The sequence below is a fragment of the uncultured Nocardioides sp. genome (assembly GCF_947489365.1).
Taxonomy (GTDB): domain Bacteria; phylum Actinomycetota; class Actinomycetes; order Propionibacteriales; family Nocardioidaceae; genus Nocardioides.
In genome coordinates, this window is record NZ_CANLDB010000002.1 from 174,718 (window position 1) to 200,003 (window position 25,286).

A 25,286-nucleotide genomic window follows, 5' to 3' on the forward strand; every position below is an offset into this window, starting at 1 on the left:
TCGCCCCGACACACTCGTGCCCCTCCGCGCCCGGGGTGGCGGGGAGGGGCACGGGTGGGTGGCTCAGGCGCTCACCGAGCGCGCGATGGCGTCGATGAAGGCCGGGATGTCGTCCGGGTTCCGGCTCGTGATGAGGGTGCCGTCGACGACGACCTCCTCGTCGACCCACTCGGCGCCCGCGTTGCGCAGGTCGTCGGCCAGGGAGCCGAAGCTCGTGAGACGACGGCCCTTCGCGAGGCCAGCCGAGACCAGCAGCCACGGGGCGTGGCAGATCACCGCGAGCGGCTTCCCGGCCGCGGTCGCGTCCTGCACGATCTTCTGCGCGGTCGCGTCGGTGCGGATGGTGTCCGCGTTGACGGTGCCGCCGGGGACGACGACGGCGTCGACGGAGGCCACGTCGAGGTCGGCGAAGGTGCCGTCGACGTCAACCTTCTGCGTCGGCTCGGTGTCGCCCTCGACGGCCTGGATCGGGTCGGTGGAGGTCGAGTAGACCTTCACCTCGGCACCCATCCCCCGCAGCTCGTCACGGGGCCGGACGAGCTCGGCCTCCTCGAAGTGGCTGGTGGCGATGATGGCGATCTTCTTGCCGGTCAGGTCTGCCATGGCTGTCCTCTCTCGGTGGTGCGGGGAGTGGTGCGGGGAGTCGTCCCGACGCCCTCCGGTGGTCACCGTGGGAGTACCCCGTGGTCTAGACCGCATCGTCACGAACGCGTCACGGATGGGTTCGCCTCCCTGGCGAGGCACCGATCGTGGTTTATCTTTCCCTCCGTCCGGCCGATCGTTGGACTCGCACGACGTTCATCCATCCAGCCCCGCTGTTGTCGAGTCACCTGGAGGACCGTGACCGTTCATCGCCCCCACCTCAGGCCCGGCGACCTGCGTGGCCACCGACCCGTTCGTGAGGTGACACCGTGACCGGGCTCCCGTTCGGCGAGTGGCTGTCCCAGAACCAGCTCGAGATCATCTTCCGCGTCCAGCAGCACTTCCTGCTGTCCATCTACTGCGTCGGTCTCGCGGCCGCGGTCGGCCTCACGATCGCCCTGCTGACCTACCGCTACGTGACGATCCCCAACATCTCGATCGCCGTCATCGCGATCCTCTTCACCATCCCGTCGGTGGCGATGTTCGGCTTCGTCTTCTCCCTGACGGGCAACGCCCTGCTGACGCTCATCCCGGTGGTGGTGATGTACGGCCTCCTCCCGATCACGCGCAACGCGATCGTCGGGCTGCAGGCCGCCGACCCCGCCGTCATCGACGCCGCCAAGGGCATGGGGGTCGGGTCGCTGCGGATGCTGTGGCAGATCCGCTTCCCGATCGCGTGGCCCGTGATCCTCGCCGGCCTGCGGGTCTCGACCCAGCTGACCATCGGCATCCTGGCGATCGCCGCCTACGTCACCGACTTCGGGCTCGGCATCTTCGGGTTCAACGCCCTCAACAACCTGGGGTCGGTCAACACCGGCAACCAGGCCCTCGCCTGCGTGCTCTTCGTCGCCGCCGTCGCGCTCTTCTTCGACGCCGTCTTCGTCCTCGTCCGCCGCTTCACCACCCCGAGAGGTGTCCGTGTCTGAGCAGACCATCGAGAAGTCCAGCTCCGGGTCGTCGGCCGAGTCGACGTACGGGGTCCCGATCTCCCTCAAGAAGCTGACCAAGCGCTACCCCGGCACCGACCGGGCGGCCGTCGACGCCGTCGACATGGAGATCCCCGCCGGGGAGATCGTCGTGTTCGTCGGTCCGTCGGGCTGCGGCAAGACGACGACCATGCGGATGATCAACCGGATGATCGCCCCCAGCGACGGGGTCGTGGAGATCGACGGCGAGGACGTCGCGTCCCTCAACGACACGACGCTGCGCCGGCGCATCGGCTACGTCATCCAGCAGATCGGCCTGATCCCGCACCTCACGATCGCCTCCAACGTCGCGCTGGTGCCGAAGCTCCTGGGCTGGGACAAGAAGCGCATCACCAAGCGGGTCGACGAGATGCTGACCGTGGTCGGGCTCGACCCCGAGCAGTACCGCGACCGCTACCCCCGCCAGCTCTCCGGCGGCCAGCAGCAGCGCGTCGGGGTCGCCCGGGCGCTGGCGGCGGACCCGCCCATCATGCTGATGGACGAGCCCTTCGGCGCCGTCGACCCGATCACCCGCGGTCGCCTGCAGGAGGAGTTCCGCACCCTGCAGAAGACCCTGAAGAAGACCATCGTCTTCGTCACGCACGACTTCGACGAGGCGCTCAAGCTGGGCGACCGCATCGCCGTCCTCCGCGAGGGCTCGCAGATCGCGCAGTACGACACCCCCGAGAACATCCTGGCGAACCCCGCCGACGACTTCGTCTCGGGCTTCATCGGCGAGGGGGCGGCGCTCAAGCGGCTGTACTTCGAGCCGGTCTCCAGCGTGACCCTCGAGCCCGCCACCGGCACGCCCAGCGACGTGTCGGTGACGCCGTCGGACAACCTGCACCACGCGCTCGACACGATGGTCGGCAAGGGTCTGTCGTCCATCCCCGTCGTCGAGGGCGGCCGGGTCACCGGCTCGGTGTCGGTGCAGGCGATCCTGGCCCGTGTCGGTCGCAGCGAGGCCGGACAGGCCCGCTGATGACCGACACCTTGGGTCCGCCCCCCGCCGCCCAGGCCGAGGCGACCGCCGACGACGTCGACACCTACGAGGGCACGGGCGGTGGGCCGCGTCCGACGCAAGCGCAGCGGATCGTCACGCCCCGGGACGCCGTCCTGCCGATCGTGCTCGTCCTGACCCTGGTCGCCCTCTACACCTGGGTCCAGGGCCAGACGCTGGACAACATCTCGGTCAACATCCTCGACACCGGCGCGATCATCAGCGCCACCGTCGAGCACATCTACATCGCGTTCACCATCGCCGTCCTGGTGGTGCTGATCGCGGTGCCGATGGGGGTCCTGGTCACCCGGGACAGGACCAAGTTCCTGGCCCCGATCGTGCTGGGCATCGCCAACTTCGGCCAGGCGGCGCCCAGCCTCGGGCTGCTGGCCCTGGTCGGCATCTACTACACCGGTTTCTGGGCCGTCGTCCTCATCCTGACCGGCTACGCCCTGCTGTCCGTGCTCCGCAACACCATCGCGGGCCTGCAGCAGGTCGACAAGGGCGTCCTCGACGCCGCCAAGGGCATGGGCATGTCGCCCGTGGCCGTGCTCCTGCGGGTCGAGCTACCGCTCGCGGTCCCGATCATCGGCGCGGGGGCCCGGACCGCGCTCATCCTGGCGGTCGCCACCGTGCCGCTGGGTGCCTTCCTGAACGCCGGCGGGCTCGGTCAGCAGCTGATCGCCAGCATCAAGACCGACCGCGCCGCGGCCACGCTGGCCATCGCCGTGATCATCGCCGTTCTGGCCCTGTTCCTGGACTGGCTGGCCAGCATCCTGCAGCGCGCGGCGACCCCGCGCGGCGTCCGCTGAGCCCTCCCGCACCGCCCGACACCGTCACCGCGTCACCACCTCGAAGGGAACCACCCTCATGACCATCCACCTCACCTCGCGCCGCACGCGTCGCGTCGTCGCCGGCCTCGGTGCCACCGTGCTCGCGGCCGGGCTCGCCGGCTGCGGCCTGGACGAGGAGTCCTCCGTCGGCAACCAGACCGCCGCCGGCGGTGAGTGCGGCGGCCTCGTGGCCGGCGACGACATCGACCCCGAGGGCCTCACCGACGTCCCCGTCGTCGTGGGCTCGAAGGACTTCGACGAGCAGCTGATCCTGGGCGAGCTCACCTCGCAGTACCTCTGCCTGTGGGGCGCGGACAACTCGACCGACCTCAACACCCAGGGCTCCACCGCGGCGCGCGAGAAGATCATCCGCGGCGACAACAACATCATGTGGGAGTACACCGGCACCGGGTGGATCAACTACCTGGGCAACGACAAGCCGATCTTCGACCCCGTCGAGCAGTACGACGCGGTCAAGGAGGCCGACGTCGAGAACGGCGTCGTCTGGGGCCCGCTGTCGCCCTTCAACAACACCTACGCGTTCGCCACCACCGCGGACTTCGCGGAGGAGAACAGCATCGCCACGCACTCCGACATGGCGGCCTACATCGCGGAGAACCCCGACGCGACCGTCTGCGTCGAGGCCGAGTTCGCCAACCGTCCCGACGGCTACCCGGGCTTCAAGAAGGCCTACGACGTCACCGGCGGCGACGAGCAGAGCCTCGGCACCGGCGTCATCTACACGCAGATCGCCCAGGGCAACTGCGACTTCGGCGAGATCTTCACCACCGACGGCCGCATCGCGGCGAACGACCTCGTCGTGCTCGAGGACGACAAGTCGTTCTTCCCGCTCTACAACGGCGTGCCCGTCACGTCGGTGGAGTACAACGAGGAGCACCCCGAGGTCCTCGAGGCGCTGCAGCCGCTGGCCGAGTCGCTGACCACCGAGGTCATGCAGGACCTCAACACCCGCAAGTCCGCGGACGGTGAGTCGGAGACCCAGATCGCGACCGACTACCTCCTCGAGTCCGGCTTCGCCCAGGAGGGCTGAGCCCCACCGCACGAGCGTCGCACCAGAACGGGCCGTCCCCTCGGGGGCGGCCCGTTCGTCGTCCTCCGGGGCCGAGCGCCCGACCTCCGGGCCGCCCCTAGAGGGACCGAGCGGCGGTGGCCAGGACCTCGCAGGCACGCCGGGCCGCGGCCACGGACGCCCCGGCCAGGCCGCAGGCGGGGCTGAGGGCCACCTGCTCGCCCAGCGAGCCCAGGTCGAGCCCGACCATGTCGAACCAGCGCTCCACCCGCTCCACGACCGCGGTGTGCGAGGTCCCCGGCGCGGCACCGGTGCCGGGCAGCACCCCGAGCACGACGCTCGCGCCGTCCTCGAGGGCCGCGGCGAGGGCGTCGTGCGCCCCGGCGTCCAGCAGGTCGAGGTCGACCAGGAGGCCCCGGGCGCCCGCACCGAGCAGGAGGCCGAGCGGCGCGTCCGCGGCGCAGGAGTGCACCCAGGGCGTCGCCCCGGCGGCGCTCACCGCGCCCAGGACCTCCTCGAGCAGCGCGGAGGCCTCGGGCGGGTGGACGACCCGGTGGCGGCCGAACCCGGACGCGGTGGGCACCCGTCCGGCCATGACGGAGGGCAGGGCGGGCTCGTCGAGCTGGACGACGACCTCCGTGGCGTCGGGGACCCGGCGGCGGACGTCGGCGACGTGGGTTCCGACGCCGTCGGCGAGCGCCTGCGCCAGCTCGCGGCGCGCGCCGTGGTCGGCGAGCAGCGCGTCGCCGCGCGGTCGCTCCACGGTCGCGGCGAGGGTCCAGGGACCGGCGACCTGCACCTTGACGGTGCCGGTGAGGCCCTGGGCCTGCTCCTCGAGCGCGTCGAGGTCCTGCGCGAGGAGGCTGCGGGCGCGGCGGTGGTCGACGCCGGAGGTGCCCCGCCCTCCCCCGGTCAGCCGCCAGCCCGACGGCTGGAGGTCGGCACCCAGGTCGGCCAGGACGGCGAGGCCGCGGCCCGTCGTCGCGGCGTGCGCCCCGCGTCCCGGCAGCTCGGGCAGGTGCGGCAGGTCCAGGCTGCCGAGGACCGCCTTGAGGGCCTCGGCGAAGTCCGAGCCGTCGCGCGTGGCGTCGTCGCCGGGCCACGACCCGATCCCGGTCGCGCGGGTCACGCGGTGCCACCCACGCCGGCGGGCCCGGCAGGAGCGGCAGGAGCGGCGTCGAGGAGCGCGGCCTGCTCGGCGCGGTCGGTCGCGACGATGGTCGCGGACCCGACGACCCGCGTGCCGTCGTACACGACCGCGGCCTGGCCGGGCGCGATCCCCTCCGCGGGGTCGTGGAGGACGACGTCGACCCGGTCGCCGTCGACGGTGACGGTCGCCGCGTGGTCGCGTCCGTGCGCCCGCAGCTGCACGCTGCCGCGCAGCGGTCCGGACGGCGGCGGGCCGCACCATCGGGGCCGGTCGCAGGACAGGCGCGTGACGCGCAGCCGCTCGCGGGAGCCGACGCGGACGGTCCCGTCGACGGGCTCGATGTCGAGGACGAAGCGGGGCCGGCCGTCCGGGGCGGGGCGACCGATGCGCAGTCCGCGGCGCTGGCCGACGGTGTAGCCCCAGGACCCGTCGTGGCGGCCGAGCACCTCGCCGGTGACGTCGTCGACGAGGTCGCCGGAGCGGTGGGGGGCGGCGTCGCCCAGCTTCTCCGACAGCCAGCCTCGGGTGTCGCCGTCGGCGACGAAGCAGATGTCGTGGCTGTCGGGCTTGTCGGCGACCAGCAGGCCCCGGCGGGCGGCCTCGGCGCGGACCTCGGTCTTGGTCGAGCCGCCGAGGGGGAACAGCGCGTGGGCGAGCTGGTGGGCCTCGAGCACCCCCAGCACGTAGGACTGGTCCTTGCCGGGGTCGACGGCGCGGTGCATCTCGACGTCTCCGGTGGCGTCGCGCTTCTCGACGAGCCGGGCGTAGTGGCCGGTGACGACCGCGTCGAAGCCGAGGGCGAGCGCCCGGTCGAGCACCGCCGCGAACTTCACCTTCTCGTTGCACCGCAGGCACGGGTTCGGGGTGCGGCCGGCGGCGTACTCGTCGAGGAAGTCGGTGACGACCCCGGCGTGGAACTCCTCGCTCATGTCCCACACGTAGAACCCGATGCCGATCACGTCGGCGGCGCGGCGGGCGTCGTTGGCGTCCTCGATGGTGCAGCAGCCCCGGGCCCCCGAGCGGTACGACGCCGGGTTCCGCGACAGCGCGAGGTGGACGCCGGTGACGTCGTGGCCGTCGTCGACGGCGCGGGCGGCCGCCACGGCGGAGTCGACCCCGCCGGACATGGCCGCGAGGACCCTCACGAGGCCGCCCGTCCGGCGGCCCGCGCGCGGTCGACGACGGGGCCGATCTCCGCGGCCAGGCTCGCGACGTCGTCGGCGGTGGAGTCGTGCCCGAGGGAGAAGCGGAGCGAGCCCCGCGCGGCGGCGTCGTCGCACCCCATCGCGAGCAGCACGTGGGAGGCCTGCGGCACGCCGGCGGAGCAGGCCGAGCCGGTGGAGCACTCGATCCCGCGGGCGTCGAGCAGCATCAGCAGCGAGTCGCCCTCGCACCCGGGGAAGGTCAGGTGCGCCACGCCGGGCAGGCGGTCCCCCGCGGGGCCGGGGCCGTTGAGGACGACGTCCGGCACCGCGGCCCGCACCGCGGCGACGAGGTCGTCGCGCAGGGCGGCCAGACGCGCGGCGTGGGCGCCGCGGCGCTCGACCGCGAGCGCCGCGGCGGTGGCGAAGGCGGCGATCGAGGGGGCGTCGACCGTCCCGCTGCGCAGGTCCTGCTCCTGCCCGCCGCCGTGGACGAGCGGCACGAGGCCGACCTCGCGGCGGCAGACCAGCGCGCCGACGCCGTAGGGGCCGCCGACCTTGTGCGCGGACAGGGTGGCGGCGTCCACGCCGGTGCGCGCGAGGTCGACCTCCAGCGCACCGAGGGCCTGGACGGCGTCGGTGTGCACCGGGACGCCGTGCGCGCGGGCGAGCGCGACGACCTCGTCGAGGGGCTGCACGGTGCCGACCTCGTTGTTGCCCCACATCACCGAGACCAGTGCCACCGAGTCCGGGTCGTGGTCGAGCCGGGCGGCGAGCGCGTCGAGGTCGAGACGCCCGTGCCCGTCGACCGCGAGCAGCTCGTGGGCGACGCCGTCGTGCTCGGCCAGCCAGGCGGCCGGGTCGAGCACCGCGTGGTGCTCGATGGCGCTGGTCAGCACCCGGCGCCGGCGGGGGTCCCCGTCGCGGCGGGCCCAGGTCAGTCCCTTGACCGCGAGGTTGTCCCCCTCGGTGCCGCCGGACGTGAAGACGACCTCCGCCGGGCGGCAGCCGACGGCGGCGGCGAGCTGCTCGCGGGACTCCTCCACGACCCGACGGGCGCGTCGTCCGGAGGCGTGCAGCGACGAGGGGTTCCCGAGCCGGCCCAGGAGGTCCGTCATCACGGTGACGGCCTCGGCGACCATCGGCGTCGACGCCGCGTGGTCGAGGTAGACGGAGCCGGTCCGGTGGGTGCTCATGACGCCCGCCAGCCTACGACGGTCGGCTGTGCCCGACCGACCGCGCCCGTCCGGGACTCAGCGCAGGCGCAGGTCCGCGGTCAGCGCCAGGTGGTCGGTGCCGGCGACGTCGTACCGCTCCGTGGCGACGACAGCCACCCGGTCGGAGACCAGGACGTGGTCGATCTCGGCGGAGCGCGGCAGCGGGACGGGCCCGAGCGTGAAGAGACCGTTCACGGGCCACGTGGGGCGCCAGCCCTCGTTGGCGACCTCGGTCGCGGTGCGCAGCCCCTCGTCGGCCAGGCGGCGCATCGGCTCGTGATCCATCGTCGCGTTGAAGTCCCCGAGGACGACGTCGGGCTCGGTGCGCCGCACCGCGTCGAGGATCAGCGCGTGGTCCTCGCGCCAGCGGCGCGCCCCCTCGTACGGCGCGATCGGGTGCACCGCGACGACCCGGACGGCACGTTGCGGGGCGGCGACGGTGAAGGACACCGAGTCGAGGCGGGTGCCCAGCTGCTGGGCGCCCCGCACCGGGTAGCGCGACAGCACGAGGGTGCCCTCGATGTCCCGGCCGGGACGGCCCGCGCGGTGCGGCCAGGTCCCGTCCGCCCCCAGCCGCTCGAGCGCTCGCTCAGTGGCGCCGGTGGCCTCGGGCAGCACGATCACGTCCGCCCGGCTCTCACGGGCGGCGTCGACGACGTCGACGACCCGGCCCTCGCCACGGAGCAGGTTGGAGGTCATCACGCGCAGCGGGGCGGCGTCGCGGGGCGGGTCCGCCTGGGCCCCCAGGAGCTGCGGGGAGAACCAGGTCACGTGGAGGGCGAGCGCGGCCGCCACGAGCACCGCACCGGTCCCGGTGACCCACCGGGCGCGTCCCGCGCCCGTGCGGACCGCGGCGACGAGCAGGACGACGAGCGCGGCGGCGTACAGCAGGATCGCGAAGGGCGTGAACGCGACGTACTGCACCGCGAGCACCCAGGACGGGTCGGTCAGCCGGGCCAGGGTCAGCCCGAGCGCCGGGAGGACCAGCAGGGCCAGCACCAGCCAGGGCCCGATCCTCCGCGTCATGGCGCCGACCGTAGCGGGGGGTCCTGAGGAGCCGGTGAGAAAAGTCGGTCCGGCCGGTGAACGTCCGTGCCGCGCCGGACGTATCCCTCCTCGTCAGCGCCGGCGGAGCGGCCGCCGGACGACGCAGGGGCGACCTCCCGGGGCCGTCTCGCACCCGAAGGGATGATCCATGAATCGTCTGACCAGCCTCACCACCGGTCTCGCGGCCGCCGCCCTGGGCGCCGCCGCGTTCGCGCCCGGCGCCAGCGCCGCCGGAGTCGCCGGAGTCGCCGCCGCCCCCGGCGCGGACTTCCGCACCACCGCGAGCTCCGAGGCCCCGTCCGGGACCCGCGCGTACGGGCTGCTGCTCGGCGGCGCGCTCGCGTCCTTCTCCCTCGACGACCCGCGCGACGTCGAGCGTCTCGGGCCGATCACCGGGTACGCCGAGGGCGACACGTCCCTCGTTGGCATCGACATCCGGCCCTCCTCCGGCGCCCTGTACGGCGTGGGCGACGGCGGCGGCGTCTACGTCATCGACCCGACCGACCAGACCGCCGAGAACGTCGGCACCCTGAGCGTGCCGCTGTCGGGCGAGCAGTTCGGCGTGGACTTCAACCCGGCCGCCGACGCCCTGCGGATCGTCTCGGACGCCTCGCAGAACCTGCGGGTCACCTTCAGCGGCCCCGCCGTCGCCACCACGGTCACCGACGGCAGCCTGAACAGCGGCGCGGTCCCGCCGGTCCCCGTCACCGGCGTCTCGGGCGCGGCGTACACGAACAACGACAACTCGGCCCTGACCGGGACGTCGCTGCTCGACATCAACCCGGTCGCGCGCAACCTGTCGGTCCAGGCCCCGGCCAACCAGGGCTCGCTGTCGCCGGTGGGCAACCTGCGCCGCAACTTCGGCCCGGACACCTCGTTCGACGTCTACAGCCGGACCAACGCGCGCGGCGCGACCGTCGACAACGCGGGCTACGCGGTGTCCGACCGTGGCACGAGCCAGCTGCTGTGGCGCGTGAACCTGACCACGGGTCAGTCCTCGCTGGTGGGCGACTTCCCGTCGAACCGCCGCGTGGGCGACCTCGCCATCGAGCTGCCGGACAACACCACCCCGGTGCCGGCGCCCTGATCGAGGGATCCGCACGCACCTGGTGAGCACGACCTGACGCACGACGAGGGCCGGTGGGGACTCCCCCACCGGCCCTCGTCGTGCGTCGTCCCGGCGGCTCAGCCGGCGACGGCGGACGCCAGGCCGTCGAGGGTGGACTCGAGGTCGGAGGCGGGGATGAGCGGGAAGCCGATCTTCTCGACCAGGGCCGGGTCGTCGACCTTGCTCCAGTCGTAGGTCAGCGTGACCGTGGTGGAGTCGGGCCCGTCGGCCTCGAGCCGCCAGACCCACTCCCAGCCGGGGGGCTCGGTGTCGGCGGTCGCCGTCTGCCAGGCGAGCAGGTGGTTCTCCTGGTAGCCGGTCACGACGTTGTCGGTCTGGTAGTCGCCACCCTGGATCGAGTGGTTCATGTTCATCCGGAAGGACTGGCCGACCGCGGTGATGCGGTCGCCGGTGTCCACGGACACCACGGACCCGCTGCCGTCGATCTGGGGGTGACGGTTCGGGTTGGACAGCACGTCGAACACGGCAGGCGTGCCCGCGTCGATGGTGCGCTTCACGGAGATGCTCGTCTCGGACATCTCCCCACCCTGCGTCGGGGCCCGGGGCGGGACAAGGACCGTCCCGGTGGCTGGTCGGAGCCCGGGCCCACGAGCGGTCCAGCAGCCACGGGTGGTCGAGCAGCACGCGAGCCCCGCTCCCCCACAGGTGGTCGAGCAGCACGCGAGCCCCCGCCGAGCGCGCGTCGTCGAGACCCGGTGACGGACCACAGGACCGGTGCGACAGGTCTCGACGACGCGGACTCGCTGCGCTCGTCAGCTGCTCGACCACCTGAAGCCCGCGGACTCGCTGCGCTCGTCGGCTGCTCGACCACCGTGCCGGCCGAGCGCGGTCCCCTACAGGACGACGAGGTCGTCGCGGTGCACGACCTCGCGGTCGTACGACGAGCCCAGGGCGGCGGCCAGGTCGCCGGTCGAGCGACCGACGAGGGCGGGGAGCTCGGAGGCGTCGTAGCTCGCGAGGCCCCGCGCGACGGGCGTGCCGTCGGGGGCCAGCAGGTCGACGGGGTCGCCGGCCACGAAGTCGCCGGTGCAGCCGGTGACGCCCACGGGGAGCAGCGACGCCCGTCGCTCCACCACGGCACGGACGGCGCCGGCGTCGAGGTGGAGGGTGCCGGCGGGCTCGGTGGCGTGGCGCAGCCACAGCAGCCGCGTCGGACGACGGCGGTCGGTGGCGGCGAAGAGCGTGCCGACCTCGTCGCCGGCGAGGGCGTCGGCGGCGCGGTCGGCAGCGGTCAGCACGACCGGGATGCCGGCACCGGTGGCGATCCGGGCGGCCTCCACCTTCGTCGCCATGCCACCGGTGCCGAGCCCGGCGGCACCCGTGCTGCCGAGGCGGACCGCCGCGAGGTCGGCCTCGCCGGTGACGTGGGGCACGAGCGACGTGCCCGCCAGCGCCGGGTCGCCGTCGTACAGGCCGTCGACGTCGGAGAGCAGCACGAGCAGGTCCGCGTGCACGAGGTGCGCGGTGAGGGCGGCGAGCCGGTCGTTGTCACCGAAGCGGATCTCGGTCGTGGCGACGGTGTCGTTCTCGTTGACCACCGGCAGCACGCCCAGCGCGAGCAGCTTCTCGAGCGCCTGGTGGGCGTTGCGGTACTGGGTGCGCCGGACGACGTCGTCGACGGTGAGCAGCACCTGCCCGGCCACGATGCCGTGCCGCGCCAGCGCCTCGGTGTAGTGCCGGACCAGCAGTCCCTGGCCGACGGAGGCCGCCGCCTGCTGCAGGGCCAGCTGCGAGGGGCGTCGTGCCAGGCCGAGCGGCGCGAGACCGGCGGCGATGGCCCCGGAGGAGACCAGGACGACCTCGACCCCGCGAGCGCGCGCGTCCACCAGGGCGTCCACGAGCGACGCCAGCCGGTCGGGGTCGAGCCCGCCGGCGGCGGTCGTGAGCGAGGACGACCCGACCTTGACCACGATCCGCCGGGCCCCGGCCACCTCGGGACGGCCGGCGCCCCGGTCCGTGGTGGGCCCCTGGCTCACTCGTCGCCCTCGACCCGGTCCGGGTCGTCGGCCGACCCGATCTCGTACGACGTGGGGCCGCGGTGGGGCAGGTTCTCCCGGTCGAGGGCACGGCCGCGACGGGCCTCGCGGGCCGCGCGGGTCTCCTCGTCCAGGCGTCGCGCGACGTCGGCGCGGGTCTCGACGTCGTCGCGCTCCTCGTAGCCCTCCTGGATCGAGCGTCGTCGGACGGCGGAGGGTCGCTCCTCGGTGAAGCGCTGGTCCTCGCCGCGGCGACCGAGCATCTCGGCACCGGCGGCCACGCCGGGCTTGAAGTCGAACACGACGCTGTCGGACTCGGGCCCGATGAGGACGGCGTCGCCCTCCTCCGCGCCCAGCTCGAGCAGACGGGCCTCCACGCCGAGCCGGTCGAGGCGGTCGGCGAGGAACCCGACGGCCTCCTCGTTCGAGAAGTCGGTCTGGCGGACCCAGCGCTCGGGCTTGGTGCCGCGGACGCGCCAGCCCACGTCGGTCTCGACGACCTCGAACTCGGCGCCGGACGTCGGGGCCGACTGCGGACGCAGCACGATCCGGGTGGGCCCGGTGGGCGGTGCCGCCTCCCGGGCGGCGCGCACGACCGCCGCCATGGCGAAGGTCAGCTCGCGCAGGCCCTCGCCCGACGCCGCCGAGACCTCGAACACCGGCAGGTCCCGCTCGCGCAGGTCGCCGACGGTCATCTGTGCGATGTCGCGGCCGTCCGGGACGTCGATCTTGTTCAGCGCCACCAGGCGCGGCCGGTCTTCCAGGCCCCCGTGGCGCTCGAGCTCGCGCTCGATGACGTCGAGGTCGTCCGCGGGGTTGCGGCCGGGCTCGATGCTGGCGGCGTCGACGACGTGCACCAGGGCGGCGCAGCGCTCGACGTGGCGCAGGAACTCGTGGCCCAGGCCGCGGCCCTCGCTGGCGCCCTCGATGAGCCCGGGGACGTCGGCGACGGTGAACGTCGTCCCGCCGGCGGTGACGACGCCGAGGTTCGGGACCAGCGTCGTGAAGGGGTAGTCGGCGATCTTGGGCCGGGCCCGGGACATCGCGGCGATGAGGCTGGACTTGCCGGCGCTCGGGAAGCCGACGAGGCCGACGTCCGCGACGACCTTCATCTCGAGGACGAGGAGGGCCTCCTCGCCGGGCTCGCCGAGCAGCGCGAAGCCGGGCGCCTTGCGGTTCTTCGAGGCCAGGGCCGCGTTGCCGAGGCCACCCCGGCCGCCCTCGGCGACGACCATCTCGGTGCCGGGGCCGACGAGGTCGGCGAGGACCTCGCCGGTCGCGCCGTCCTTCACCACCGTCCCGTCCGGCACGCGCAGCACGAGGTCGGCGCCGTGGGAGCCGTTCTTGTGGGCGCCGGCGCCGTGGCCGCCGTGGGTGGCCGTGCGGTGCGGGTTGTGGTGGTAGTCGACGAGCGTGGTCAGGTCGGGGTCGACGCGCAGGGTGACGGACCCGCCCGGACCACCGTTGCCGCCGTCGGGACCGCCGAGGGGCTTGAACTTCTCGCGGTGGACGGAGGCGACTCCGTTGCCGCCGCGGCCGGCGGAGACGTGCAGCCGCACCCGGTCGACGAAGCTGGGGACGGCCATGGTGGCCCTTTCGTGTGGCGACGTGGTGGGGCGTGACGGGGGGAGAAGACGACGAAGGGCGTCCCGGATCCGGGACGCCCTTCGTCGGTGCTGGTGTCTAGGGGAGCGTCAGGTCACTCGCCCGGGACGATGTTGACGACCTTGCGGCCACGGCGGGTGCCGAACTGCACCGCACCGGCCTGCAGGGCGAAGAGCGTGTCGTCGCCGCCCCGGCCGACGCCGGAGCCCGGGTGGAAGTGGGTCCCGCGCTGCCGGACGAGGATCTCGCCGGCGTTGACGGCCTGGCCGCCGAAGCGCTTGACGCCCAGCCGCTGGGCGTTGGAGTCGCGGCCGTTCTTGGTGGAAGCCGCACCCTTCTTGTGTGCCATCGCAGTGTCCTTCGTCGCTTGCTGGAGCCCTGGGCTGAGGCGGCGGGCCTCAGAGGGAGATGTCGGTGACCTTGACCTGGGTGTACTTCTGGCGGTGACCCTGGCGCTTCTTGTAGCCGGTCTTGTTCTTGTACTTCTGGATGACGATCTTCGGGCCCTTGGTGGCGCCGAGGACCTCGACGGTCACGGCCGCCTTGTCGAGACCGGTGGCGGTGACGTCGTCACCGTCGACGGCGAGGACGACGGGCAGCGTGAGCGTCCCACCGACGTCGGTCGTCACTGTGTCGATCTCGATGACGTCGCCGACGGCGACCTTCTGCTGCTTGGCGCCTGCGCGCACGATCGCGTACACCGCGGTCTCCTCCGACTCGAGTCCTGATCTGGTCCACAGCGCCTCGCACGGGCCCGGCCACGACAGTGGGGTCCCGGATCGCTGCAGACGCACGGTGCGCGGGCGCACCGACAGACGATGGTACCGAGCCGGGCCCCCGACCTGCAAAGTCGGGGCCCCGACCCGGGTGGTGCGGCCTAGGCGCCGCCGTGGTCGCCGCGGTCGCCGAGCTCCGTCGGCGTCGTACGGCGGGCCCGGCGGGCGCGGGTCGTGGTGACGACCTTGGGCGGCGGAGGCGCGTCGGCGACGGGCGTCGGGGCCGCCGACGCCGGGGCGGCCACCACCACGGCGGCGGTCGCCCCCTCCGGGCTGCCGGCGGGACGGACGGCGCGCCGTCGGGTGGTCCGGGTGACGGTCCGCGGGGCGGTGTCCACCGGCTCGGGCTCCGGCTCGGGCGCCGGCTCGGGCTCCGGCTCGGGCGCCGTCTCCTCAGCCACGGGCTGCTCCGGCTCCTCGGCGGAGGAGACCAGGGCGGCCTCGGCGACGTCCTCGACCGGCTCGTCGACCGTGACGTCCACAGGGTCCTGCGACACCGGGGGCTGCTCGTCGGACTGCTGCTCGTCGGACTGCTGCTCGTCGGGCTGCTGCTCGTCGGGCTGCAGGTCGAGGGGCGCCCGGTCGGCGTTCTCGGGCTTCGCGACGGCGGCGACGTAGCTCGGGGACGGGGCGGGACGCGGCGGCGCGGGCTCGGTGTGGCCGTGGCCGTTGCCGTTGCCGTTCTCACCGTTGCGGTTGCGACCGCCCCGGCGGCGGCCGCCGCGGCGGCCCTCGCCCTCGTCCGGGTCGCCACCGGAGCCGCTGGTGGCGACCGGCATGTCGTGCACGGTCAGCCCGCGCCCGCCGCAGTGGTCGCAGGACTCGCTGAAGGCCTCGAGGAGGCCGGTGCCGATGCGCTTGCGGGTGAGCTGCACCAGGCCGAGGCTGGTGACCTCGGCGACCTGGTGGCGCGTCCGGTCGCGGCCGAGGCACTCCACCAGGCGGCGCAGCACGAGGTCGCGGTTGTTCTCGAGCACCATGTCGATGAAGTCGATGACGATGATGCCGCCGATGTCGCGCAGCCGGAGCTGGCGGACCATCTCCTCGGCGGCCTCGAGGTTGTTCTTCGTCACCGTCTCCTCGAGGTTGCCCCCGGAGCCGGTGAACTTGCCGGTGTTGACGTCGACGACCGTCATGGCCTCGGTGCGGTCGATGATCAGCGAGCCGCCCGAGGGCAGCCACACCTTGCGGTCGAGACCCTTGGCGATCTGCTCGTCGATGCGCTTGAGCGCGAAGGAGTCCTTGCCGTTCTCACCGGTGCGGTGGCGGACCACGCGGTCCTCGAGGTCGGGCGCCACCTGCGAGACGTAGGAGTGCACCGTCTCCCAGGCCGCGTCGCCGTCGACGACCAGCTCGGCGAAGTCCTCGGTGAACAGGTCACGGACGACCTTCAGCGTCAGGTCGGGCTCGCCGTACAGCATGGCGGGCGCGCCGCCCTTGGCCTTCGACTCGATCTCGGCCCAGCGGGAGGTCAGCCGCTCCACGTCGTGGGTGAGCTGCTCCTCGGTCGCCCCCTCGGCGGCGGTGCGCACGATCACGCTCGCGCCCTCGGGGACGATCTCCTTCAGCAGCGACTTCAGGCGGGAGCGCTCGACGTCGGGCAGCTTGCGGGAGATGCCGCTGGTGGTGCCGTCGGGGACGTAGACCAGGAACCGGCCGGCGAGGCTGACCTGGCTGGTGAGCCGGGCGCCCTTGTGACCCACCGGGTCCTTGGTCACCTGCACGAGCACGGACTGGCCGCTCGAGAGGACCGACTCGATCTTGCGGGGCTGCCCGTCCTTGTGCCCGAGGGCCGCCCAGTTGACCTCGCCGGCGTACAGCACGGCGTTGCGGCCCTTGCCGATGTCGACGAACGCCGCCTCCATGGAGGGCAGGACGTTCTGGACGCGGCCGAGGTAGACGTTGCCGATCAACGAGGTCTGGGACTCGCGGGCGACGTAGTGCTCGACGAGCACGCCGTCCTCGAGGACGGCGATCTGGGTGAGGTCGTCGCGCTGGCGGACGACCATCGAGCGGTCGACGGACTCGCGGCGGGCCAGGAACTCGGCCTCGCTGACGATCGGTGCGCGGCGGCGACCGGCCTCGCGGCCCTCGCGACGACGCTGCTTCTTCGCCTCGAGCCGGGTCGAGCCGGCCACGGCGGTGATCTCGTCCTCGACCGAGCGCGCCCGGCGGACCCGCGTGACGGTCGAGGCGTCGGCGCTGTCGTCGGTGTCGCCGGCCTCGCCGGCGCGGCGACGGCGCCGGCGGCGCGTGTTCCCGCCGCCCGCGTCGTCGCGGGAGGTCTTCTCCTCGCCGTCCGCGGTGGCGTCGGCGGCGGTGGCCTTCTGGTCGTTGCCGTCACCGGGGGCGTCGTCGGCGCCCTGGGCGCCGTCGGTGTCGCCGGAGTCCCCGTCCGGGCCGTCTCCCCCGCCCTTGCGGCGGCGGCGGCCCCCACGGCGACGACGACGGCGACGACCGCCGCCGCCACCCTCGCCGGACTCGTCGTCGGAGTCGTCGTCCGCGCCGTCCTCGGGAGCCTCGCCGGTCGCGGCGCCGTCGGTGGTGTCGTCCGTGCTGTCGTCGGCGGCGTCCGCGGCGGTGTCGTCCGCGGCGTCCGCGGCGGCGTCCGCGGGGACGACGTCGGCGGTGGCGTCGGCGTCGTCCTCGGCGGGCGCCTCGGCCTGCTCGGCCCTCTTCTTCTTGCCGCCGGACTTCTTCTTCTTGGCCTTGGCCGGCTTCTCCGCGGCGGGCTCAGGGGCCTCGGTGGCCTCCGTGGGCTCGGTGGGCTCGGCCGGCTCGGCGTCGTCCACGACGGGCTCGGCGACCGGCTCGGTGACCGGCGCCGGCGCCTGGAAGAGGGGCGCGGCCGCGGCCTTCTTGCGGGACCGCCGAGCACGTTTCTGCGGCTCGGCGGGCGCCTCCGCGGACGGCTCGGTGCCGTCGGTCGCGGCGTCGGTCGCGTCGGCGGTCACGGCGGGGCCCTCGGCCGGCGCCTCCGCGGGCGTCTGGGGCGCGGTCGTGCCCTCGACGGCGGCGAGGTCGATCAGGGCGTCCTCGACCACCGCGTCGGGCGTCCCGGTCGTGTCGGGCGTCTCGGGCGCGGCGGCGGTCTTCCTGCTGGTCCGCTTCGCGGCACCCGCGGTGGTCTTCCGGGCCGCGGCCTTCTTGGCCGGCGCCTTCTTGGCGGCCTTCTTGGCGGTCCTGCGGGGCGCCGCCGGCTCGTCGGCCGGCGTGTCGGTCGCCGGGTCGGCGTCGGTCGTCCCGGCCACCTCGGCGGGCTCGGCCGGGGCGGCCTTCCTGGTGCTCTTGCGGGTCCGCTTCCTGGGCGGTGCCGCGGCGGGCGCGGGGCCCGCGGCGGCGACGTCGTCCGGAGCCTGCTCCGGGGGAGTCCCTCCGCCGTCGGGGGCGGTGGTCTCGGTGGTCTCGTCGGGGTTGTCGTGGGGCACTGCTCTCCTCGACCGGCCGGTGGTGCGGGCCGGTCCTGTCCGACGTCGTCCGGGGGTGGACCGGGCGACGCAAAGCCTTCGTGGCCGACGACACCCTCCGCGGTGCGTCACGCCGACGTCCGGCACCCGCCGCGGTCGCCGTACCGGTCGCGTCGCTGTCACCGACGCACCCGGCCGCGTCGCGGTCCGGTGACGATCCGTCTCCGTGTGCCGGCAGCCCTTCGACCACCGGCGAGAACGTCGTCGGGGCGCCGGGCGGACCCGGCGACCTGCGGGCGAGTATCGCACACCGGACGCCCCCGGACGGCAGTCTCAGGTCGCCAGCGGGTCCCCGACGGTGCCGTCCTCGCCGAGCGGACCCTGCGCGAGACGGGTCAGCAGGGGCCGCTCCACGACCAGGTCCGCGACCGACGCCAGCCCGGTGAGGACGTCGGTGGCCCGCACCGCCGGTTCGGTGTGGCGCAGCACCAGGCGCAGCCGCGGCCCCTCCCCGTCGGGCCCGGGCAGGGCGTCCAGGGCGACGACGGCGCCCCGGGCGTCGAAGGTGCGGGGTCCCCGCTTGGTGACCCGCTCGACCGGCACCTCCGGCTGCGCCAGGAACGCCTGCAGCGCCGCGCCGAGCGCGGCGGGGTCCGTGCCGGACCCGGTGCGGAGCTCCCAGACGCTGGCCTCGAGCAGGGTCGCCAGGGCCCCGCCGGGCGACTCGGCGACCTCGAGGACGTCCAGGCCGTCCGGGAGCGAGTCGTCGAGCGCGGCCCGGACCTCGTCGGGCGTGCGGACCTCGGCGAGCCCGATCTCGAGGTACTCGGCCTCGCTCGCGGCGCCCGTGGGTGCGGCTCCGGCGTAGGAGATGCGGGGGTGCGGGTGGAAGCCGGAGGAGTACGCCATCGGGACGGCCGCCCGGGCGATCGCGCGCTCGAAGACCCGGCTGAAGTCGCGGTGGCTGGAGAAGCGCAGCCGGCCCCGCTTCGCGTAGCGGACGCGGAGCCGCTGCACGGGGGGCGCCTGCTGCTCGGGCTGGTCTCGCACGGCGTCGAGTCTGTCGCACCACCGCCGCGGGCGGGTCTCAGGGCAGCCGCTCGCCCTTCATCAGGCGTGAGGCGTACACCGAGCCCACGACCTCGCCGGCGAGCCAGGTGGTGAGACGGGCGGCCTCGGCGTCCAGCGCCGCCGCGGCCTCGGCCCCGACGTCGTGGCGGAGGACGACGCGGACCGTGCCGTCGGCGTCCTGGACCCAGCAGCCGACGACCCGGCCGTCGACCCACGCGGTGGTCCCGGCGTTGCCGTTGGTGTCGAAGAGGAAGGGCACGTCGGCGGGGTCGAGGTAGAAGTCCCGTTGCTTCCACCCCATGACGGTCGGGTCGAGGGTGGGCAGCAGGGCCGCCCAGGGGCCGGGGTCGGGTGTCTCGTCGGTGTCCTCGGGCAGCACGAACCCCGTGGCGCCGTCGTCCAGGGCCACCTCGACGGCCCCGACGTCGGCCAGCGCGCGCCGTACGGCGGTCTTCGTGGCGCCCAGCCACCACACGACGTCGGTCTCGGTGCCGGGCCCGAACGTCGCCAGCCAGCGGCGCACCAGCTCGGCGTAGCCTTCCCGCTCGTCGGCGGGGGCGGCCGGCGACCCCAGCCAGTCGGACATCGCGGTCCACTGCGGCCGGGAGATGCGCCAGTGCCCCCCGTTGCGGCCACGGACCAGGTCACCCCGGGCGCCCAGCAGGGTCAGCACCCGGGAGGCGACCGGCGCGGTCTGCGACCACGCCCCGGCCCCCTGGCCCACCGGGGTCTGCAGGACCGGGACCTCCAGACGCAGGGTCCGGGCGTCGAGCGCGCGACCGCCGGCGCCCTGGGCGGCCACGTGCTCGACCACGGCGCGCGCCGCGTCCTCGAGCCACGCCACGCCGTCGGCGGCCACCCCGGCGCGCTCGACGTCACCGGCCAGCCTCTTCAGCTCGGTGCCGGCGACGCGGGCCGAGGCGCTCCCCCAGGCCGCCGGGAGCAGGTCGCGGGGGAAGACGAACAGGGTGCGGCGCATCGCCAGCTGCTTGACCAGGCTGCGGTCGTCGTACAGGGCGGCCTCGACGTCGGCGACGGACACGCCGGTGGTGCGGGCGGCCACCGCGAGGTGCACGGTCGGGGGCTCGGTGGCGTGCAGCACCGTCATCGCCCGGGTGACCGCGACCGGGTCGTCGAGGCGGTGCCCCGGCGACAGGGCGTGACGGCGTCCGATGCGTCGTCGTCGCTCGTCGTCGCTGAGGCGGTGCACCCGAGCACCCTAGGAGCCCGCCGACGACGGCGCACGGGGTCGGGTGGCATGCTCGGAGCCGTGCCGTCGCCCCGCTCCGGAGTCCGTACGGCGGCCCCGTGGCTGGTCCTCGCCGGGATCGTCGCGGCCGCGGTCAACCTGCGCCCCGCGGCCGTCAGCGTCGGCCCGGTGCTCGCCGAGGTGCGCGAGGACCTCGGCCTGTCCGGCCTCGTCGCCGGGCTGCTCACCTCGCTGCCGGTCATCGCCTTCGCCGCGTTCGGGGTGGCCTCCCCCGCGGCCGCGCGCCGCTTCGGGGTGCACCGGCTGACGCTGGTCAGCCTGCTCATGCTCGTCGCCGGCCTCACCGGGCGGGCCCTGGTCGACTCGGCCGTCCCGTTCCTGCTGCTGTCGCTGCTCGCGCTGGCGGGCATGGCGTCGGGCAACGTCCTGCTGCCGGCCCTGGTGAAGCGCCACTTCCCGGACCGGGTCGGCGCGGTGACCGCGGCGTACACGACGGCGCTGGCGGTCTTCCTCACCGCGAGCCTCACGCTGACCGTCCCCATCGCCGACCTCGGCGGGTCGTGGCGCTGGGGCCTCGGCGCCTGGGCGGTCGTGGCCCTGCTCAGCGCCGTCCCCTGGCTGTTCCTGACCGGGGAGGACCGTCAGGACGCGGACGACGACGGCACGCCCGACCCCGACGAGGAGCCGGTCGCGCTGTGGCGCGTGCTGCGCACCCCGATCGGGGTCGCGCTGACGGTGATGTTCGGCTTCCAGGCCCTCCAGGCGTACGCCCTGTTCGGCTGGTTCCCGCTGCTGTGGCGCGAGGCCGGCTACTCCCCCACCGCCGCCGGCGCGCTGGTCGGGCTCCTCGCCGCGGTCAGCATCCCCACCTCGATCTGGCTCCCCCGGGCCGCGGCCAAGCGGGAGAGCCAGGTCCGGCTCTGCCTGGCGGTGTGGGCCTGCTACCCGGTGGGCTACGTGATGATCCTCGTCGCGCCGTACACGCTCGCCGTCCCGGCAGCCCTGCTCCTCGGGCTCGGCGCCGCGCTGTTCCCCCTCGTGCTCGTCCTCATCGGGCTGCGCAGCCGCACCGCCGCCGGCACGTCGGGGCTCTCCGCGGTGGCCCAGTCCGGCGGGTACGTCCTGTCCGCGGCCGGGCCCCTGACCGTGGGCGCGCTGCACGACGGCACGGGTGGGTGGACCCTCCCCGTGCTGTTCCTCATCGCCTGCACCCTCCCCCTCGGCGCCTCGACGTTCGTCGCCGGCCGGCCCGGGCACGTCGAGGACGCCCTGTCCGGCCAGACGCAGCCCGCCGGCTCGCGCTGAGCGCCCGTCCGGGCGGATCCCGGCAAAGCGCCCCGCGGATCGTTGGTCGTTCCTAGGATCGGGGCACGGCGAGACCCGCCGGTCATGGGGCGCGGTGTTGGAAGGAGTCCGACTGTGCCGAGCCTGCTCCCCGGTGCCGCCTCGCGGAACCGCCCGATCGGTCTGGGGGCCGTGCCCCCGGTCTGGTGGCGTCTCCTCGTCGGGATCGGGTCCCTGCTGGCCGCCGCCGCGATCGTCGCGCCCGGCCCGGCCGGCGAGGTCGCCTACGTCGCGACCGGGGTCCTGGGCGTCCTCGCCCTCGTGGTGGGGACCCGGCTGAACCAGCCGCGCCACCCCGGGCCCTGGTGGGCCTTCGCCCTGGGCCTCGGGGCCTGGGTCTCGGCGGACGCCCTGCTGGCCCTCGGCGCCGAGACGCTCTCCGACGCGCTGTTCGTCCTCGGCTACCTTCCGCTCGGGGCCGGCCTCGCACTGCTCGCGCGGGTGCGCGTGCGCGGCGCGGACCTCGCCGGGGTGCTCGACGCCGCGATGCTGACGCTCGCCCTGACCCTGGCCTTCTGGGTGCTGCTCGGCGGACCGGTGCTGGACTCCCCGTCGTTCTCGACCTCGCAGACGGTCGTCGAGCTCGCGTACGTCGCGGGCGACCTCCTGCTCCTGGGCGGCCTGGTCCGCATCGCGACGAGCCCCGGGAGCTGGCACCTGCCCATGCGCGCCCTGGCGAGCGCCATCGCGCTCGTGGTCGTCGGGGACGTCGTGTCGCTGTCCCTGCGCATGTACGGCGGCGTCACGGAGCCCGTGCTGCCCGACGTGGCCTACCTGCTGTCGTACCTGCTGTGGGGCGCCGCGGCGCTGCACCCGCGGATGCTCGTCCTGACCGAGCCGAGCCGCCCGCGGTCCGCCGTCCTGGGTCGCCGACGCATGGCGGCCCTGGGGCTGGCGGCCACCAGCGGCACGTGGTGCCTCGCCCTGCAGCTGCTGCTCGGGGCCCGCCTGTCGGTGTGGCCCGTCGTGATCGGCACCGCCTGCCTCGTCGGCCTGGTCCTGGCGCGGCTGCGGATGGCGTTCACCGAGATCGTCGCCGCCCACACCGAGAGCACCACCCTGCGCGACCAGCTGTCACACGAGGCCACCCACGACCACCTCACCGGCCTGCCCAACCGTGCGCGCGGCCTGGTCCTGCTGGAGGCCGCGCTCGACCGCGTGCACCACGCCGGCGGCAGCGTCACGGTGCTCTTCATCGACCTGGACGGCTTCAAGAAGATCAACGACACCTTCGGTCACCGCGCCGGCGACCGGCTGCTGGTCGAGGTGGCCGACCGGCTGCGCGGAGCCACCCGCGGCGACGACACCGCGATCCGGCTCGGCGGTGACGAGTTCGTCGTCGTCCTGCACGCCGTGCCCGACCCCGAGACCGCGGTGGCCCTGGCCCGCCGGCTGATCGCCACCGTCTCGGAGCCGGTGACCCTCGGCGGCCTCGGCACCGCTCGGGTCGGTGCCAGCGTCGGGGTGTCGCAGTGCTTCGACGGGACGACGGACGCGGTGACGCTGCTCGACGAGGCCGACATGGCGGCGTACCGGGCGAAGAACGCCGGCCGCGGTCGCGCCGAGCTGTTCGACCTCGACATGCGGGCGGCGGCCCGGGAGGCGGAGCGGCTGACGGCGGACCTGCGGCGCGCCGTCGCCGACGACCAGCTGGAGCTGCACTACCAGCCGGTGCTGGACGTCCACAGCGGCCAGGTGCGCGGGTGGGAGGCCCTGGTGCGGTGGAACCGCCCCGGCGAGGGCCAGCTGCTGCCGGGAGCGTTCCTGCCGACCGCCGAGCGGTCCGGGCTCATCGTCGACATCGACCGCTGGGTGGCGCGGACCGCGTTGGAGCAGCTCGCCCGGTGGTGCGCCGACCACCGCGGCGAGGAGCTGTCGGTCGCGGTGAACCCGTCGCGCCGGCGCCTGCTCAGCGCGGGCCTCGTCCCCGACCTCCTCGAGACCCTGGAGGCCACCGGCCTGCAGCCCCGGCAGCTCGTGCTCGAGGTCGACCACGCGGTGGTCGCGGGCGAGCCCGGCATCGCGTCGAGGCTCGCCGAGGCCCGGCGTGCGGGTGTCCGGGTGGCGCTCGCCGACTTCGACGCGGGCTTCCGCTCGCTGCGCGCCCTCGGCTCGCTGCCCGTCGACTACGTCAAGATCGGCGCCGACTTCCTGCTCATCGAGAGCAGCGAGGACGTCAAGCTGCTGCACCTCGTCATCCAGGGCGCCCGCGCGGTCGGGCTCGACGTCGTGGCGGAGGGTGTCGAGCGGGCCAACCAGCTCGCGACCCTGCGCGCCCTGGACTGCGCCATGGTGCAGGGCTTCCACCTCGCCCGCCCGATGCCGGCGGAGCAGGCCGGCGCGCGACTCAAGGTGGGTCCGGCGGACCGGTTCAGCGGGCTGCTGCGCTGAACGCCCCGCTGGTGCCGGCCAGGACGGCGTCGACCTCCGCCGCGGGGACCGCGGGCGACCACCAGAAGCCCTGACCCAGCCGGCAGCCCAGCTCCTGCGCGCGCTGCGCGTGGTGGGCGGTCGAGATGCCCTCGATGACGGTGTCGAGGCCGAGCTCGGCGGCCATCGTGACGACGGCCCGCACGACGGTGTCGCCCCGGCCGCCGAGCTTCTCGGTGAAGAACCGGTCCACCTTCACGCCGTCCACCGGCAGCTCGACGAGCTGGCGCAGCTCGGCCCAGCCGGTGCCGAAGTCGTCGAACCAGACCTCGAAGCCCAGCTCGCGGGCACGCGACAGCTCGTCGGCGTTGCGGACGACGTCCGAGGGCCGCACGGACTCGGTGAGCTCCAGCTCGACGGTGCGCGGCTCGACGCCCGCGTCGGCGACGGCCGCGGCGACCTCCTCCATCCAGCCCGGCCTGTCGAGGTGGCGGCCCGAGACGTTCACGCTGAGCCGCAGGTCGGGGCTGTGGCGCTGCCAGCGCGCGAGGTGGCGCACGCCGTCGCTCAGGATCGCCATGTCGAGGTCGGCCACGAGTCCGCTCTGCTCGGCGAGGGGGACGAACTCCCCCGGGGACGTGACGTGCCCGTCCGCGCCCGTCCACCGGGCCAGCGCCTCCAGGCCGACCAGGCGGTGGTCGGCGAGGTCGACGATGGGCTGGAACCACGCCTGGACCTCCCCGTCGGCCAGGCCGGCGCGCAGGCGCGCCACGGCGGTCGGGTCCGGCGGCGGGCCGAGGGTGCGGATCAGGTCGAGCTGGTCGGAGAGCACCTCGGCGAACGCGGCGACGGGCTCGAGGTCCGCGACGGTGTCGCGACCCGGCGGGGGTCCCGCGAGGCAGAGGACGCCGACCACCGTGCCGGCGACGTCGTACAGCGGCGACCCGACGTACGACGGACCGGCGGCGCGGCCGGCGAGGACCTCGGCGGCGGACACCAGCAGGTCCTCGCGGTGTCTGCCGTGATGGGTGATGACACGCAGGCCCGGCCGACCCCCGGCTCCCGGCTCGACCAGGCAGGCGAGGGCGTCGGCGTACCCGGTCGTCCGGGCCGCGAGGGCGGTGACCCGTCCGGCGCCGCCGTGCAGCGCACGTTGAGGGACCTCCACGGCGTCAGCCTAGGGATGCGGGCTCCCCGCGCGAGGAAGAACGTGCAGAAGCACCGCTCGACGCCTCCGACGGGCCGGTTCCGGGCGTTACTGCACGTCCGTCCTGGCGAGGACCGGCGGACGAGGGTGACCACGCCGACCAGCGCGGCCGACCGGTCCACCACGACGAGCCCGGCCCGGTCGGCGGGGGCGCGTCGAGGTCGA

The 25,286-nt window shown here is 74.5% G+C and carries 21 protein-coding genes; 7 read left to right on the forward strand and 14 right to left on the reverse strand.

Going from position 1 to position 25,286, the window contains the following annotated elements; all coding sequences use genetic code 11:
* Window positions 1–63: 63 nt before the first annotated feature.
* Window positions 64–603: a type 1 glutamine amidotransferase domain-containing protein gene (locus tag Q0858_RS06100; protein WP_299051969.1), complete on the reverse strand. Its 540-nt coding sequence runs from the start codon at window positions 601–603 to the stop codon at window positions 64–66.
* A 308-nt stretch (window positions 604–911) separates the two neighbouring features.
* On the opposite strand from Q0858_RS06100, the gene Q0858_RS06105 reads away from it, so the two are divergent.
* Genes Q0858_RS06105 through Q0858_RS06120 form a run of 4 tightly spaced genes read left to right on the forward strand, consistent with a single transcriptional unit; the run spans window position 912 to window position 4,491 of the window.
* Entirely contained in the window at window positions 912–1,568 is a 657-nt protein-coding gene (locus tag Q0858_RS06105; protein WP_299051970.1) for an ABC transporter permease, read from the forward strand.
* Window positions 1,561–2,589, forward strand: coding sequence for an ABC transporter ATP-binding protein (locus tag Q0858_RS06110; protein WP_299051971.1), 1,029 nt, complete (start codon window positions 1,561–1,563; stop codon window positions 2,587–2,589). Before Q0858_RS06105 ends, Q0858_RS06110 begins: the two co-directional genes overlap by 8 nt.
* Window positions 2,589–3,419: an ABC transporter permease gene (locus Q0858_RS06115; protein WP_299051972.1), complete on the forward strand. Its 831-nt coding sequence runs from the start codon at window positions 2,589–2,591 to the stop codon at window positions 3,417–3,419. The genes Q0858_RS06110 and Q0858_RS06115 overlap by 1 nt, the downstream gene beginning before the upstream one ends.
* Before the next feature lie 58 nt (window positions 3,420–3,477).
* Window positions 3,478–4,491, forward strand: a complete 1,014-nt coding sequence (locus Q0858_RS06120) for a glycine betaine ABC transporter substrate-binding protein (protein ID WP_299051973.1) — start codon at window positions 3,478–3,480, stop codon at window positions 4,489–4,491.
* A 97-nt stretch (window positions 4,492–4,588) separates the two neighbouring features.
* Here the strand turns inward: Q0858_RS06120 and Q0858_RS06125 are convergent, their stop codons facing one another.
* The 4 genes from Q0858_RS06125 to Q0858_RS06140 are packed head-to-tail and all read right to left on the reverse strand — an operon-like array spanning window position 4,589 to window position 9,005.
* Window positions 4,589–5,599, reverse strand: a complete 1,011-nt coding sequence (locus tag Q0858_RS06125) for a methionine synthase (RefSeq protein ID WP_299051974.1) — start codon at window positions 5,597–5,599, stop codon at window positions 4,589–4,591.
* A complete protein-coding gene (mnmA, locus tag Q0858_RS06130; protein ID WP_299051975.1) occupies window positions 5,596–6,765 on the reverse strand; it encodes a tRNA 2-thiouridine(34) synthase MnmA in 1,170 nt (389 codons plus the stop codon). The genes Q0858_RS06125 and mnmA overlap by 4 nt, the downstream gene beginning before the upstream one ends.
* Window positions 6,762–7,958 (reverse strand): cysteine desulfurase family protein, encoded by a 1,197-nt coding sequence (locus tag Q0858_RS06135; protein ID WP_299051976.1) that lies wholly within the window; start codon window positions 7,956–7,958, stop codon window positions 6,762–6,764. The genes mnmA and Q0858_RS06135 overlap by 4 nt, the downstream gene beginning before the upstream one ends.
* Before the next feature lie 57 nt (window positions 7,959–8,015).
* Entirely contained in the window at window positions 8,016–9,005 is a 990-nt protein-coding gene (locus tag Q0858_RS06140) for an endonuclease/exonuclease/phosphatase family protein (RefSeq protein ID WP_299051977.1), read from the reverse strand.
* Between the two features lie 169 nt (window positions 9,006–9,174).
* Here Q0858_RS06140 and Q0858_RS06145 point away from each other — a divergent pair, with 169 nt between their 5' ends.
* Entirely contained in the window at window positions 9,175–10,113 is a 939-nt protein-coding gene (locus Q0858_RS06145) for a DUF4394 domain-containing protein (protein WP_299051978.1), read from the forward strand.
* Window positions 10,114–10,211: 98 nt separating this feature from the next.
* Here the strand turns inward: Q0858_RS06145 and Q0858_RS06150 are convergent, their stop codons facing one another.
* From Q0858_RS06150 to Q0858_RS06185, 8 genes are all read right to left on the reverse strand, one after another.
* Window positions 10,212–10,673 (reverse strand): SRPBCC family protein, encoded by a 462-nt coding sequence (locus Q0858_RS06150; protein WP_299051979.1) that lies wholly within the window; start codon window positions 10,671–10,673, stop codon window positions 10,212–10,214.
* 315 nt (window positions 10,674–10,988) lie between these two features.
* On the reverse strand, window positions 10,989–12,131 hold the full coding sequence (gene proB / locus Q0858_RS06155; RefSeq protein WP_299051980.1) for a glutamate 5-kinase: 1,143 nt from the start codon (window positions 12,129–12,131) through the stop codon (window positions 10,989–10,991).
* Entirely contained in the window at window positions 12,128–13,717 is a 1,590-nt protein-coding gene (obgE, locus tag Q0858_RS06160; protein ID WP_299051981.1) for a GTPase ObgE, read from the reverse strand. The genes proB and obgE overlap by 4 nt, the downstream gene beginning before the upstream one ends.
* A gap of 113 nt (window positions 13,718–13,830) precedes the next feature.
* Window positions 13,831–14,085, reverse strand: a complete 255-nt coding sequence (gene rpmA, locus Q0858_RS06165) for a 50S ribosomal protein L27 (RefSeq protein WP_299051982.1) — start codon at window positions 14,083–14,085, stop codon at window positions 13,831–13,833.
* 49 nt (window positions 14,086–14,134) lie between these two features.
* Window positions 14,135–14,437 carry a 50S ribosomal protein L21 gene (gene rplU, locus Q0858_RS06170; protein WP_299051983.1) on the reverse strand — a complete coding sequence of 101 codons (303 nt, stop codon included), beginning with the start codon at window positions 14,435–14,437 and terminating at the stop codon, window positions 14,135–14,137.
* A gap of 176 nt (window positions 14,438–14,613) precedes the next feature.
* Window positions 14,614–17,940, reverse strand: a complete 3,327-nt coding sequence (locus tag Q0858_RS06175) for an Rne/Rng family ribonuclease (protein ID WP_299051984.1) — start codon at window positions 17,938–17,940, stop codon at window positions 14,614–14,616.
* Window positions 17,941–18,252: 312 nt separating this feature from the next.
* Window positions 18,253–18,969, reverse strand: a complete 717-nt coding sequence (locus Q0858_RS06180) for a TIGR03936 family radical SAM-associated protein (RefSeq protein WP_299051985.1) — start codon at window positions 18,967–18,969, stop codon at window positions 18,253–18,255.
* A 37-nt stretch (window positions 18,970–19,006) separates the two neighbouring features.
* Entirely contained in the window at window positions 19,007–20,200 is a 1,194-nt protein-coding gene (locus Q0858_RS06185) for a winged helix DNA-binding domain-containing protein (RefSeq protein WP_299051986.1), read from the reverse strand.
* 60 nt (window positions 20,201–20,260) lie between these two features.
* On the opposite strand from Q0858_RS06185, the gene Q0858_RS06190 reads away from it, so the two are divergent.
* Window positions 20,261–21,505: an MFS transporter gene (locus tag Q0858_RS06190; RefSeq protein ID WP_299051987.1), complete on the forward strand. Its 1,245-nt coding sequence runs from the start codon at window positions 20,261–20,263 to the stop codon at window positions 21,503–21,505.
* Between the two features lie 114 nt (window positions 21,506–21,619).
* The gene (locus Q0858_RS06195) at window positions 21,620–23,935 is read left to right on the forward strand and encodes an EAL domain-containing protein (RefSeq protein WP_299051988.1); all 2,316 of its coding nucleotides are present in this window, start codon (window positions 21,620–21,622) and stop codon (window positions 23,933–23,935) included.
* Here Q0858_RS06195 and Q0858_RS06200 read toward each other — a convergent pair.
* Window positions 23,916–25,082 carry an EAL domain-containing protein gene (locus Q0858_RS06200; RefSeq protein WP_299051989.1) on the reverse strand — a complete coding sequence of 389 codons (1,167 nt, stop codon included), beginning with the start codon at window positions 25,080–25,082 and terminating at the stop codon, window positions 23,916–23,918. The two genes, Q0858_RS06195 and Q0858_RS06200, sit on opposite strands and share 20 nt — an antisense overlap.
* Between the last annotated feature and the right edge of the window lie 204 nt (window positions 25,083–25,286).